9 protein-coding genes and 2 pseudogenes are annotated in these 12983 nt (G+C 70.2%); 3 read left to right on the forward strand and 8 right to left on the reverse strand.

Annotated elements, in window-relative coordinates; genetic code table 11:
* The first annotated feature begins 51 nt into the window (after positions 1-51).
* Entirely contained in the window at positions 52-1635 is a 1584-nt protein-coding gene (locus tag ACWD3D_RS23240; protein WP_451462743.1) for a LuxR C-terminal-related transcriptional regulator, read from the forward strand.
* Between the two features lie 244 nt (positions 1636-1879).
* Here ACWD3D_RS23240 and ACWD3D_RS23245 read toward each other — a convergent pair whose 3' ends face one another.
* Genes ACWD3D_RS23245 through ACWD3D_RS23270 form a run of 6 tightly spaced genes read right to left on the reverse strand, consistent with a single transcriptional unit; the run spans position 1880 to position 7597 of the window.
* The gene (locus tag ACWD3D_RS23245; RefSeq protein ID WP_451462744.1) at positions 1880-2650 is read right to left on the reverse strand and encodes an ABC transporter ATP-binding protein; all 771 of its coding nucleotides are present in this window, start codon (positions 2648-2650) and stop codon (positions 1880-1882) included.
* Positions 2647-3447 carry an ATP-binding cassette domain-containing protein gene (locus ACWD3D_RS23250; protein WP_451462745.1) on the reverse strand — a complete coding sequence of 267 codons (801 nt, stop codon included), beginning with the start codon at positions 3445-3447 and terminating at the stop codon, positions 2647-2649. Before ACWD3D_RS23250 ends, ACWD3D_RS23245 begins: the two co-directional genes overlap by 4 nt.
* On the reverse strand, positions 3444-4322 hold the full coding sequence (locus ACWD3D_RS23255; RefSeq protein ID WP_451462746.1) for an ABC transporter permease: 879 nt from the start codon (positions 4320-4322) through the stop codon (positions 3444-3446). Before ACWD3D_RS23255 ends, ACWD3D_RS23250 begins: the two co-directional genes overlap by 4 nt.
* Positions 4319-5284, reverse strand: a complete 966-nt coding sequence (locus ACWD3D_RS23260; protein ID WP_451462747.1) for an ABC transporter permease — start codon at positions 5282-5284, stop codon at positions 4319-4321. The genes ACWD3D_RS23255 and ACWD3D_RS23260 overlap by 4 nt, the downstream gene beginning before the upstream one ends.
* Positions 5284-6804 (reverse strand): ABC transporter substrate-binding protein, encoded by a 1521-nt coding sequence (locus ACWD3D_RS23265; RefSeq protein WP_451462748.1) that lies wholly within the window; start codon positions 6802-6804, stop codon positions 5284-5286. Before ACWD3D_RS23265 ends, ACWD3D_RS23260 begins: the two co-directional genes overlap by 1 nt.
* Positions 6805-6856: 52 nt before the next feature.
* Positions 6857-7597 (reverse strand): DUF1684 domain-containing protein, encoded by a 741-nt coding sequence (locus tag ACWD3D_RS23270; protein WP_451462749.1) that lies wholly within the window; start codon positions 7595-7597, stop codon positions 6857-6859.
* Positions 7598-7871: 274 nt separating this feature from the next.
* Here ACWD3D_RS23270 and ACWD3D_RS23275 point away from each other — a divergent pair, with 274 nt between their 5' ends.
* Together ACWD3D_RS23275 and ACWD3D_RS23280 are read left to right on the forward strand one after the other, a co-directional pair.
* Positions 7872-8144: a hypothetical protein gene (locus tag ACWD3D_RS23275; protein WP_451462750.1), complete on the forward strand. Its 273-nt coding sequence runs from the start codon at positions 7872-7874 to the stop codon at positions 8142-8144.
* A 593-nt stretch (positions 8145-8737) separates the two neighbouring features.
* Positions 8738-9713: pseudogene (locus ACWD3D_RS23280) on the forward strand (tyrosine-type recombinase/integrase).
* 49 nt (positions 9714-9762) lie between these two features.
* Here the strand turns inward: ACWD3D_RS23280 and ACWD3D_RS23285 are convergent.
* Complete coding sequence (locus ACWD3D_RS23285; protein WP_451462751.1) at positions 9763-10941, reverse strand: barstar family protein; 1179 nt, start codon at positions 10939-10941, stop codon at positions 9763-9765.
* Positions 10942-11548: 607 nt separating this feature from the next.
* Positions 11549-12983 (reverse strand): annotated as a pseudogene (locus ACWD3D_RS23290) (transposase); the annotation flags it as partial.

Here is a 12983-nt window from a genome sequence, read left to right on the forward strand (position 1 = left end):
ACCATGCCGAGCTGCCGGTAGAACTCGCGTTGGGCGACGGTCCAGGCGCCGGTGCCAGCGCTGGAGCGCGCCGCGGAGCTGACCCCGGACCGGGAGCAGCGCGCCCGCCGTCTGCTCGCCGCGGCCATGTCGGCGGTGCACGGAGGACACCCGCAGTGGGTGAACGAGATCGCCTCCCGGGTGACCGCGCTGACGGACGACGAGCAGCTCCTCGCCGAGGCGTCGATCCTCGCGGGCTGGTCGCTGGCCGTGACGCTCCGGTACGACGACTCCATCGGGTACCTGTTGCCGGTGGCCGAATCGATGGCCGTCGAGTCCCCCGTGCTCGCCCTGGACGCGGCGGGGACGGCCGCGACGCCGGCGTACCGGTCCGGCAACCCCTTCCACCGGACCGAGCTCCTGCGGATCACCGGTCTCGTCAGGGGGGAACCGCACAAGACCGACCGCATCTGGGTACTGGCGTCGTGCGCTCCCTTCACCGCCCGCGACCGGGCCATGGAGCTCTTCCGCGACGCACTGGAGGCGCTGCCGGAGGACGGGCTGAACGACACCATCGTGCTCGGTGGCGCGGCCTGGGCGCTGGACGAGACGGATCAGGCGGTACGCCTCCTCGGGCGGGCCATGGATCATCTGCGCCGGGCCGCGACGGCGGGTGCCAACGCGACCGTCGCGTTCTCGCTCGCCAACTCCCTGTTCGAGAGCGGCGCCTGGAGTGCGGCCCAGTCCAGCGCCGAGGAGGCGTTCTGGATGGCGACGGAGGCGGGCGCGGACTACATGGCGGTGGGTTCGCCGCTCCTCCAGGCCACGCTGCGCGCCGCGCGCGGGGACCACGCCGGTGCACGCACCCGGGCCGAGCAGGCCGTACGCACCGTCGGCCTGCGCAAGTTGCCGGGCCTGTACGTGAGCCACCGGCGGGCACTCGCCATGGCGGCCCTCGCGGAGGGCGACCACCAGACGGCCTACGAGCAGTTCCGGCGTACCTTCACCCGGGACTTCCATCCGCAGCCCGTGCACTACCACGCGTCCCTGTACTGCGTCGCCGATCTCGCCGCCGCGGCCGTCCGTGCCGGGCAGACGGACGACGCCCGCACCGTGCTCGGGGCCGCCGAGGGGACTCTGATCGGGTCACGCTCCGTCCGGCTGGACGCGATTCTGCACCGTGCCCGGGCGCTGCTCAGCGAATCCGACGGGGCCGAGGCGCACTTCCGTGCGGCGCTCGACCCGGCCGGCGCCCGGTGGCCCTTCGAACACGCGCTGGTCCACCTGGACTTCGGCGAGTGGCTGCGGCGCCACCGGCGGAGCGCCGAGGCGCGTCCGCTGCTCGGCACCGCGCTGGAGTTCTTCGAACGACTCGACGCCCGGCCGTGGATCGAGCGTGCCTCCGCCGAACTCCGTGCGGCGGGCGTGACCGTGACGGCCGTGACCGGTCCCGACGCCGCGGCCGGCCTGACACCCCAGGAACTCCAGATCGCGCAACTGGCGGCGGAGGGCCTCACCAACCGGGACATCGGTGCCCGGCTCTACCTGTCGCCGCGGACCATCGGATTCCATCTGCACAAGATCTTCCCCAAGCTCGGGGTCACCGCGCGCGGCCAGCTCCGCGACGTGCTGGGGACCGGTCCGGGATCGGACTGAGGGGTCGGTCCCGGTGGGCCACCAGGCCGGCGCGCACGCGCCGGCCTGCAAGGCCCCCGGGAGCCGGGCCGGCCCGCGCCGCGGGCGGGCAGGACCGTGCAGCCGGTACCAGCTCTTTCAGGGGGGCGTGGCGGATGTTCCCAGGGGCGGTGGCGAACGTGTGATGGCGGCCCCGGCCGTCACCGGCCGCACACGGTCACGTCCGCCTCGGCCGGGGCGGCCCGGTCTCCACGGCCGCCGCTGTTCAGGACCGGACGGGCAGGCGCGGCACGCTGTCGATGAGGCGGCGGGTGTAGGGGTGCGCCGGTGCTCCGAGCACCTGGGAGGTGGCGCCCTGCTCGACGATCTCGCCGCGCTCCAGCACCGCGGTGCGCTCGCAGAGGGTGGCCACCACCGAGAGGTCGTGGGAGACCATGACGAGCGTGAGGCCCCGCTCCTCCTTGAGTTCGGCCAGCAGGTCGACGACCTTGACCCGGGTGGTGACGTCCAGCGCGCTGACCGGTTCGTCGGCGAGCAGGACGCGCGGGTCGCAGACGGTGGCGCGGGCGATGGCGATGCGCTGGCGCTGTCCGCCGGAGAACTCGTGCGGGTAACGGTCGACGGCATCGGCCTGGAGGCCGACCCGTTCCAGTGCGGCGGCGACCTTGGGAGCGGCGGTCGTGCGGCTGTCGATGCCGAGGGAGCGCAGGGGCTCCGCGACGATCGCGCCGACCTGGCGGCTGGGGTCGAGCGAGGAGTAGGGATCCTGGAAGACGCAACTCACGCTGCGCCGGAAGCGGCGCATCTGTGTGCGGTCCCGGGTGTTCAGATCGGCCCCGTCGAAGCGGACGGTACCGGCCGTGGGCCGGGCGAGACCGAGCAGCAGGCGGAGCAGGGTCGTCTTGCCCGCGCCGGACTCGCCGACCAGCGCGAGGCTCTCGCCCGCGTCGACGGCGAGGGAAACGTCCCGCACCACGTCGGCGGTGGAGCCCCGGTAGCGTACGGCGGCGTCCTTGAGCTCCAGTACGGGCGTCATCGCTCGCTCCTCAGGTCCAGGGCGGATTCCAGTTTCCGGGCGCTGGCGACGAGGGTGCGGGTGTACTCCTCGCGCGGTGCGTGCACCACGTCGTGGACGGAGCCCTGCTCGACGGCCCGGCCGTCCTTCATGACGAGGACCCGGTCGGTGACCTTGGCGACGACGGCGAGGTCGTGGCTGACGAACAGCACGGCCATCTCCTTCTCGCGTACCAGGCCGTCGATCAGTTCCAGCATCTCCGCCTGGACGGAGACGTCCAGGGCGGTGGTGGGTTCGTCGGCGATGAGCAGCTTCGGTTCGCAGGCGAGCGCCATGGCCAGCGCGACGCGCTGGCGCTGACCGCCGGAGATCTCGTGCGCGAAGGCGCGCGAGATCCGTTCGGGTTCGGGGAGCCGGACCTGCTCCAGCGCCTCGATCACGGCGGCGCGCAGGGGCTTGCCCTTCAGGCCGGTGCGCCGGGCGAGCGGTTCGGCGATCTGGCGGCCCAGTCGCATCAGCGGGTCGAGTGCGGTCAGCGGCTCCTGGAAGACGATGGCCGCGTCCCGTCCGCGGACGGAGGTGAGGAGCTTCTCCGGCGCGCCTGCCGTCTGCGTCCCGGCGAGTTCGACGCTGCCGGAGGCGGTCATGCCCTCGGGAAGCAGTCCGAGCACCGCGAGGGTGGTCAGGGACTTGCCGGAGCCGGACTCGCCGATGAGGCCGAGCCGTTCGCCGCCGTCCACCGTGAAGGACAGGTCGTCGACCAGGGTCCGGCCGTCGTCGGTCCGGACGGTCAGGCCCGTCACGTCGAGGAGAGTCACGCGCGCCTCCGCCGGGTGGCCGGGTCGAGGGTGTCCCGCAGGCCGTCGGCGATGAGGTTCACACCGATGACGAGGAGGACGAGGAGGATGCCGGGCGCGAGCGCGCCGACGGGTGCCGTGGTGAAGGTGGCCTGGGCCTCCTGGAGCATGCGGCCCCATGAGGCGTTGGGCGGCGGCGCACCGAGGCCCAGGTAGGACAGCCCGGCTTCGGCGAGCACCGCGAGACCGAACTGCAGGGCGAGGTTGACCACCAGCGTCGGCCAGATGTTGGGCAGCACGTGGGAGAGGACGGTGCGCGGCCAGGTGGTGCCGGAGGTACGGGCCGCGGTGATGTAGTCCCGGGCCAGGACGCGCTTGACGAGGATGCGTACCAGTCGCGCCACGACCGCGCTCTGCGCCAGGCCGATCGCGAGGACCGCCGAGCCGAGGGTCGCCGAGCGCGCGGCGACGATGAGCATCGCCAGGAGCAGCGTCGGGAAGGCGATGAGGATGTCCAGGAGCGCGGAGAACGTGTCGTCGAGCCAGCCCTGCGCGAACGCGGCGAGCACACCCAGGGTGACCCCGATCAGCGCGGCGATGAACACCGAGCCGAGGCCCGCCTCGACGGCGATGCGGGAGCCGGTCAGCACCTGGGTGAAGAGGTCGCGTCCGAGCTTGTCGGTGCCGAGCAGGTGGCTGCCGCCGGGTCCGTCGAGCCGTCCCCCTGAGGTGTCCTCCGCGTCGAAGGGCAGCCAGAAGACCGACACCACGGCCAGCAGCGCGATCAGCCCGGCGAGTACGCAGCCGACGACGAGGTTGGCGGAGCGGCGGGAGCGCCACTTGGCCGGGGTGGCCGCCGGAGTGGCCGCCGGGGTGATCAGGTCGGTCCCGGTCATCGGGTACCTCCGGAGAGCCGGCCGCGCAGTCGCGGGTCGATGATCCGCTGGACCAGGTCGGCGACGAAGCCGATCAGGAGCACCGCGAGGGTGGAGACGAACAGCACGCCCTGGATGACCGGGTAGTCGTGCTGGGAGATGCCGTTGGCGAGCATCGAGCCGAGGCCCGGCAGCGCGTACACCGACTCCACGACGACCGCTCCGAGCAAGGTGGAGGCGAGCTCGATGCCGAGGATGGAGATCACCGGGACGGCGGCGTTGCGCAGACCGTGCCGCCACATGGCCCGCCCGAAGGACGAGCCGAGGGCGCGTGCCGTACGCAGGTGGTCGCTGCCGAGGACGTCCAGGGTGGCGGAACGTACGTAGCGGATCAGCGACGCGCTCATCACCAGGGCGATGGTCACGACCGGCAGCACCAGGGCGCGTACGGCCTCGGCGGGGTCGGCCCAGCCGTCCGGCGGGAAGCCGCCGGACGGCAGCCAGCCCGCGTTCAGCGCGAAGACCGCGATGAGGATCATGCCGAGCCAGAACACGGGTACCGCGATGCCCAGTTGGGACACGCCGCTGAGCAGCGCGCCGTACCAGGTGCGCCGCTTGTACGCGGCCACGAACCCGGCCGGTACGGCGACGAGGACGGCGAGGACGAACGCGGCCAGCGTGAGCGGGACGGTGACGTCGAGCCGGGCGCTGACCTCGGGGCCCACCGGGAGCGAGCTGACGAACGAGGTACCGAGGTCCCCGCTCGCCAGCTGTCCGATCCAGTGGGTGAACTGTTCGGGCAGCGGCCGGTCGGAACCGATGGAGTGGCGGGCCGCGGCGATCTGCTCGGGGCTGGCGCCGACCGACGTGAGTGCGTTGGCCGGATCGCCGGGGAGCAGGCGCAGCAGTGCGAAGAGCACCACGCTCGCCAGGGCCAGCGACACCAGGAGGAAGGCGAACCGGCGCAGGAGGTAGCGCGCCATCAGCCCGTCTTCTTGATGTCGTAGGCGAAGAACTGGGTGTTCAGGCCGTTGACCGGGTAGCCGGAGAGCTTGGTGCTCGCGACGACGATCTGCGGGTAGAGGTAGAGCCAGTCGCTGGCGGCGTCCTTCGCGGTCTGCTGGTTGACCTTCTTCAGCAGTTCGGTCTGGGCAGCCGCGTCGGGGGCCTCCTCGGCCTCCTTGACCCACTGGGTGACCTGCGGGTTGTCGTAGCCCCAGTAGAAGTCGGGGTTGCCGTACCAGACCAGGTCGCGGTCGTTGACGTGCTCCTGGAGCGTGGCCGAGAAGTCGTGGTTCTTGTAGACCTTGGTGTACCACTCGTCGGGGGTGATCGTGTTGATCTTGACGGTGATGCCGACCTTGGCGAGCTGGGACTTGATGAAGGTCGCGGCGGTCGGGTGCGGGTCGTAGTTGGGGGTGTCGAGGGTGAAGCTGAAGCCCTTGGCGTAACCGGCCTCGGCGAGCAGCTTCTTGGCCTTCGTCACGTCGTAGGCGTTGACGGAGGTGAGGTCCTCGTACCAGGGGTCGGTGGGCGGGACCATCGAGCCGATCTGCTTGCCGTAGCCGCCCCAGACGGACTCCAGGAGCTTCTTGTCGTCGATGGCGGCGGAGACGGCCTGGCGCACCTTGACGTCGGTGAAGGGCTTGGCCTTGTCGTTGAACGCCAGCAGCAGCTTGGTGGTGGAGTCGCCGTCGTTGACCTTGTACGAGCCGTTGCTCTTGAACTGCTCCAGGGCGTCGGGCGACTGCTCGCTGGTGACCACGTCGACGGCGTTGGTCAGCAGCGCGTTGTTCAGCGCGGTGGCGTCCTTGTAGTAGTGGAAGACGACCTGCTTGTTGGCGGCGGCGGTGCCCCAGTAGCCGGCGAAGCGGTTCAGGCTGAGCGCGGAGCCGCGGGTCCACTTGTTCAGGGTGTACGGCCCGGTGCCGTCCTCGGTCGTCTTCAGGTTCTTCGCCTGGGAGTTGATGATCCAGACGTAGGAGAGGTTGTAGACGAAGGAGACCGACTTCTGGGACAGCGTGATCTTCACGGTCCGCGCGTCGGGGGTGGCGATGTCCTTGACGACTTCCAGGTTGCTCTTGCGGGCGGACTGGGAGTCCTTCGCGAGCACCTTCTCCAGGCTGTACTTGACGTCCTCGCTGGTGAGGGCCTTGCCGCTGTGGAACTTCACGCCGTCGCGCAGGGTGAAGGTGTAGGTCAGGCCGTCGGCGCTGGTCTGGTAGTCCTCGGCGAGGAGCTTGTCGACCTTGCCGTCGTCGGTGAGCCGGAACAGGCCCTCGTAGACGTTGCCGTTGAGCACCTCGGTGACGCCCTGGCCGCCGCCGGCGGTGTTGTCGAGGTTCTGCGGCTCATAGAGGGAGCCGATGTTGACGATCGCGTCCTTGTTCCAGGTGCCGCCGCCGGAGGCGCTGGTGCCGCCGTTGCCGCCGCAGGCGGTCAGGGCCACGGCGAGTGCGGCGACGGTCGCGGTGGAGAACACGAGGTTCTTCTTGGTGCTCATGGGGTGAGGGCTCTTTCGGTGCGTGAAGCTGCGGGTCGGTCGGTACCGGAGATCAGTGCTGCGCGTCGAAGCCGTCGCGGAAGACCGGGAGCTTCTCGCCGGCCTCGATGGGCAGGTGGAAGCGGTTCTGCCGCGGCGGCATCGGACAGTTGTACTGATCGGAGAACCCGCAGGGCGGCACGAAGGCCTGGTTGAAGTCGAGGACGACCCGGTCCTCGTCCTCGGTACGCCGCACGAAGAGGAAGCGGCCGGCGCCGTAGGTGGAGTCGCCGTTGGTCGGGTCGCCGAAGACGAGTAGCAGGGTGCCGTCGTCGTCGAAGGCGCTCAGGGTGTAGTCGCGGCCGTCGAAGGTGAGCGCGATGTCGCCCGGGACGACCAGGTCGCGGCTGCCACCGTTGTCCCGGATGTGCTCGAAGGCGACGCGCCGGGCGCCGGGGACGGGCGTGTACGTGGCCTCCAGCACCAGGGCGGGGTCGTACGCGAAGGTGTCGACCCGGTCGAAGGCGCGGATGGCGGGCGCGTCGGCGTCCCAGAACCGCAGGCCCCGCTCGGGCTCGCCGCTGACCAGGTCGGTGCGCTGGACCTCGGTGACGGTCACGGTGTCCGGCGCGTCCGCGCGTGCGGCCTCCGCGTCCGGAGTCTCCCCGGTGGGCGCCCAGCGGGTCTCGACCAGGGCGAGGTTGCCCATCGGCGAGGTGAGCGCGCGGTGACGCTCGGCGCGCCAGGCGTCCCACTCCCGTGCCGGGTCGACGGTGGCGCGGGCGGGGGTGGAGTCGGACACGGCAGTACTCATTCGTCTAGGCGGGGCAGCCCTCCGCGCCCCGCACTACAGGACGTGAATTCATGGCCAAAGCATCCCCTTTATTGACCATAAGTCCCTCTAATGTCAAACCCCCGCTCCACATGGCGAGACGACCGTCCCGCGTACCGGAAGCTGTCACTCCGCTCCTTCGTCCGCCGTTGTTGCCCAAGTCCTGGCGTAGAAAAGGGACTTGCGGGAACCCGGGTGTGCAGGCCGGTCCGCCCCCGGACCGGCGCCCACGGTGATCGTCCCAAGGAGCGAGCAGATGACCACGGAGTACGACAACCAGCCGGCCGGGCAGCACTACCCGGGAACGCCGCGGCGCGGCGGGGCAGGAAATGTGCTCAGCATCATCGCGATGGTGCTGGGAGTGATCGCGCTCCTCTTTATCCCGATCGTCTTCGGTGTGATCGCGGTGGTCCTGGCGATCATCGCCAAGACCGTCCGCCACGAGCGGTTCGCCACCATAGCCATCGTGGTCAGTGCGATCGGCCTGGTGGGAGGCATGATCTTGGGCGCCATCGTGGCGAACGCGTGACCACACCCCCGGGGACCGGGGCCGTCCGCCGACCGGGGTGCCCGTGCCGATGGGCACCCCGACGTGCGCGCCGTCAACAGTGATGACGCGGGGAACAGCCGACGGACCGAGCGACTTCGACGTGCCACGGCCGGGCCGCTACCAGTGCGTGAACGCCGAGCGCCTGTCCGACCTCCACCCCGCAGCGCACGGAGTCGATCACGAAGGACCGTCCCGCGATTCGTGGTGGATCAGTGCGCGGCGCCGAATGCGGTCCATCGCAAGGCGGAGGAACGTCCGCATACTGGATGTGTGCGGACGCTCCGACAACGCGGCAAAGTGCCGTAGCCGGCGTCGCGCACCCGCCAGAGTTACGGGACAGCCCTTGTTCCGAGGTGGTGCAGGATCGGGGGTTGAGGAACATCCGTGCCGGATCGTGCGCTAAGCCCGGATCGCCGCTGGTGGGCGGTCAACGGGCCGTCAGTGTCGGGGCGATGGTGAAGTCGTTCCGCAGATAACGCCCTATTACCTGCGGTATCACGGAGCGCGACCGGCGGAGACAGCTTCCGTACGCTGCGTGAAGTGACCCTGTTATCTGCGGCAAGGGAGAAGCGGTGCCGACCATCGTCCACTTGCCGACCGGGAAAGCGGTGACTGTTCGGACGGCGGCCGACCTGTTCCTCGACTCGCTCGGCAACCCGAACACCGTCCGGAACTACGGCATCGCCGTCGGGGAAGATCGCCGAGCGCCTGGGGGAGGGCCGACCGTTCGCCTCGGTGGAGGACGACGAGATCGGCGAGGCGCTGGAGCTGTTGTGGGGTAGCTCGGCGGTGAATACCTGGAACGCCCGCCGCGGCGCGGTGCTGTCCTGGACCGGGTGGTGCGCGGAGCGCGGGTACGACGGGCCAGCGGTGTCGGCCTGGGTGAAACGGCTGCCGCCGCCGGACTCGGACACTCCGGTGCGCTCGAAGTTGGCGATCGACCGGCTGATCGCCCACCGGGACGTCCACCTGCGGGAAAAGACGCTGTGGCGGATGCTCTACGAAACGTGCGCCCGCTCTGAGGAGATCCTGGACGTCAGCATCGAGGACCTTGACTTGGCCGGCCGCCGCTGCCCGGTGAAGGCGAAGGGTGCCCAGCCGAAGGTCCGCCGCCGCGGCGGCGCCCGCGAGGACTACGTGCTGGAGACGGTGTATTGGGACGCTGGTACCGCCCGGTTGCTGCCCCGGTTGCTCAAGGGCCGCACCCGTGGGCCGGTATTCATCACCCACCGCCGTCCCGGGCCCGGCAAGGTGGTCAGCCCGCGCGATGTCTGCCCGGACACCGGGCTCGCCCGCCTCTCCTACGGGCAGGCCCGCGCGCTGCTGGACGAGCACACCGCCCTCCGTGGGCTGGGCACTGGCTGGGACCTGCACGAGTACCGCCATTCCGGCCTGACCCACCTTGGTGAGGCCGGGGCGAGCCTGCTGATGCTGATGGCGAAGTCGCGGCACAAGAAGACGGAGAACGTCCGCCGCTACTTCAAGCCGTCCCCGGAGGCGATCGCCGAGGTCACCAGCCTGCTCGCGCCCGGCAACAGCAGGCGCTGAATCTTACTCAGCCCCGTCGCCGAGTCGGAGTCGCTCGGGTGCCTGCGGGCTACCGGAGTACGACCGTGACGCCGCGCCGTTCGAGGAGTTGCACGATCTCCTCGAAGTAGGACAGCTGACCCTCCGGATCCTCCACAACGTCCGCCAGTGCGCGGCGTGCGACTTCGGAGTCATGCCAGGTCAAGGTGAAGGGCGGGGCCACTCCGAATCCACCGCACAGGCAGTCCTTGAAGGCGTTCCACTCCCGGCCGAAGTAGCGGCCAGGTCCGAGCAATGCCTCGGCGATCGCGCAGTGCAGCCCGGGGACGTCCGTGACGAAGCGGCCGTCGAGGTGGTACTCGCCACCGGAGCGGTCCGGTCGGGACGCTGGCACCCGCCAGGCACGGGTGGTGAGGTCGAGCCAAGCGGCCCTGCCCTGCGAGTCGTACTGCGCCCACATATTGGGTGCTGTCGGCGGTCCCTGATACCACTCCGCCCAGATCGGGCGAGCCGCCGGCGCTGGTCGGTCGGTGCCGCCATCGGTGAGGGTGATGTCTTCCAGCCCATCGCCGAGCACAGACGGGCGCGCTTCGGTGATGGCCAGGCCCACGGTGCGGGAGGCCATCACGGCGCCATGGCGATCCAGCACTAGGAGATCGGCCCAGCCCTGTGTCCACCGGCGTGGTCGCTGAGTCCCTACGAGCAGTGGCTCCATGGCCTCGCAGCCGATCAGGTCCATCGGGACGGGGGCCGGGTCCGCTCGCGGCTTGAACAGGCCGTCCACGGCGGAGCACCGGCCTGCAGTGGCAGCAGCGACCGTCGTTCCCGCGAATAGCTCGAAGCGTGGTGTCGCGGGCAGTTCGAAGAAGCTCTCCTCGTTCCTGACGCCGGCGCCGAGCACGATGTCGTACCGCGCCGGGTCACCGGGGTGGGGCTGATGGGCCACCATGACCGCATCGACGAGAGTCCACCACTGCACGGGCTGCTCGTCGTTCCAGACCTCGACGCACACGTCGCCCAGGCCCCGCAACGAGGCGTCGGGCTCGGCCAGGACCTCGCTGAGGAGGCCGTCGGGGCTGCATCCGCGGAGGGTGAGGATCTCCCGTGGCGGCGGGACTGGGGCGACGAACAGCCCTTCGATGCCCGCGCACCTCCCCCAGAGCTGTTCCACGCCGTCTTCGTCTTCCTGGACCAGGAGGTACTTCACCGGGAAGCCCCGGTCCCACCTGGCGTGATCTGCGATGCGCACCCGACTCCCGAACATGTGAGCAGCTTTCACCGACGTTGCGAGCCGAAGGGTCAATCCGTGATCAAGCGCACCTGGCTGGGCTCCAGGTGCAGCTCATACGCGGTGTTGCAGTCGTTGATGAGTGTGCCTACGTGCGCGCCACAGGGGCACTGGCGGTTCATACCTGCCTCGCCATGGAGACCACAGCATCCGCTGCAGTGCCTCAGGTAGTCGGTGTCTTCCCGAAGTCCGGGTGCGTCGTCCGGGTGCAGGACCACGGTGTTCCGGGGGCCTGCGGACACCAGGAACCCATCGCCATCCGGGTCTCCGACGCAGGGACCGCCAGCGAATACCTCACGGCACTCGTCGGAAGGCACAAGCGGTGCACCCCATGGCTCGGGTTCCAGAGCGAAGAAGCCGAGCGGCATGGTTGCGGTGGCACGACGTGATCCGTCGGCTTTGGGGTAGCCCTGGTCACCTGGACGGGCGGGCACCTCGGGCAGCCCGGTCAGCGGTCCAGTGATGGCAAGCCCGCAGGCCGAGCACACAAACACAGTCACTCTGTGTTCATAGCACCCGGCCGATGGCTTACCAAACGGATTATCGAACCGCCACTGGGGGCGCGGCGTCATATCTCGTTCGTGGCATCCGGGTTACGCAAGGGCCTCAATCCTCCGGGCATGGCGGGCAGCAGGAAGGAGTATCGGCCGAGCATGTTGACGTGGTGCCGCACGAACGGAGAGAGCCGGGCGACGTCCTCCTCGCGCACGTCGAAGCCTTCCGTGCGGAGCCGGGCCAGGGCAGCGTCCAACCAGCGGGTGTTGAACAGCACCAGGGCGTTGGGGACCAGGCCGAGCGCACCGAGCTGGTCCTCCATGCCCTCCTGGTAGTGCTGGTAGAGCTGCCCGGCGCGGCCGTGGAAGATCTTGCGGGCGAGGGCGTGGCGGCCCTCCTGGAGGTTGGCCCGGGCCTTGATCTGGCGCCGGTAGGACGGTTCGTCGGCCAGGCGCAGGATGTGCAGGGTCTTGGCGATCCGGCCGTAGTGCGCGATGGCGTCGCCGAGCACGGTCGGGCGGCCGTCGCGCGACAGCATCCGGATCACGTCGTAGGCCCGCACCGCCCCGGTGTGGATCGAGCCGACGATCCGCAGCACGTCCTCCCAGTTCCGCTCGATCCGGTCCAGGTCGACCCGGCCCCGGGCGGCGTCGTTGAAGGCGCCGTAGTCGCCGGTGCGGTCGATGCGCCACAGCTTCTGGTCGGGTAGGTCGGCCAGCTGCGGCGCGTAAGCGAACCCAGCCAGGGTGAGCAGGCCGAACACGATGTCGGAGTACGAGGCGGTGTCGGTGACGACCATCTCCGGACGCCGGCCGCCGTCGCGGTCGTAGAGGACGTCCAGCACGTACAAGGAGTCGCGTGGGGTGCCGGCCACGACCTTCCCACCGAGCCCTGCGGCCTGGTCGTTGATCAGGTTCAACCACGTCGCCCCGGCCCGGCGCCCGCCCACCGCCGGTGGAGGCGCCGAAGTACTTCGGGTTCGGCCTCGCGTACACCGAGGGCACCGGCACGACGAAGCGCATGCCGTCGACGGAGGCGACCAGGCCGCCGCCCCAGACCTGCGCGAGCGGGATCGACGCCTGGGCGTCGATCAGCGCCGAGTTGGCCTGCCGGTAGGTCTCCATCCGTAGGTACGTCTGGTCGACGTGGGACAGCCGCCCATATCGCAGGGCGTCCGCGCCGCCGACCACGGGGGTGAAGCCGACGTTGCAGCCGTGCGCGACCAGCAGCGCCGCGATCGTCACCGGCAGGTCCCTCAGCCGGGCCTCGCCACCGGTCACTGAGGTAAACGCCTGGTCCGCGCCGGTCCAGGAGAACACCTCCAGCAGCACCTCCGGCAGGTCCACCCTGGGTAGCATCGCGTTCACCGCCGACCGCAGCGCCACCAGCGATGCCCCTTCGGCCTCCGGCTCCAGCGCCGCGAAGTGCAGCCGCCCGTCGCCGTCGGAGCTGATCTGCGCGTTCGCCGGCAACCGGGCGGCGACGTCCCAGTAGGTGCCGTCCAGCAG

This window comes from Streptomyces sp. NPDC002690 (genome assembly GCF_053592415.1).

Bases quoted from the DNA above. Each gene is read 5' to 3' on its own strand.
- ACWD3D_RS23245 (WP_451462744.1), bottom strand. From the start codon at position 2,650: ATGACGCCCGTACTGGAGCTCAAGGACGCCGCCGTACGCTACCGGGGC.
- ACWD3D_RS23255 (WP_451462746.1), bottom strand. From the start codon at position 4,322: ATGACCGGGACCGACCTGATCACCCCGGCGGCCACTCCGGCGGCCACC.
- ACWD3D_RS23260 (WP_451462747.1), bottom strand. From the start codon at position 5,284: ATGGCGCGCTACCTCCTGCGCCGGTTCGCCTTCCTCCTGGTGTCGCTG.
- ACWD3D_RS23265 (WP_451462748.1), bottom strand. From the start codon at position 6,804: ATGAGCACCAAGAAGAACCTCGTGTTCTCCACCGCGACCGTCGCCGCA.
- ACWD3D_RS23270 (WP_451462749.1), bottom strand. From the start codon at position 7,597: ATGAGTACTGCCGTGTCCGACTCCACCCCCGCCCGCGCCACCGTCGAC.
- ACWD3D_RS23275 (WP_451462750.1), top strand. From the start codon at position 7,872: ATGACCACGGAGTACGACAACCAGCCGGCCGGGCAGCACTACCCGGGA.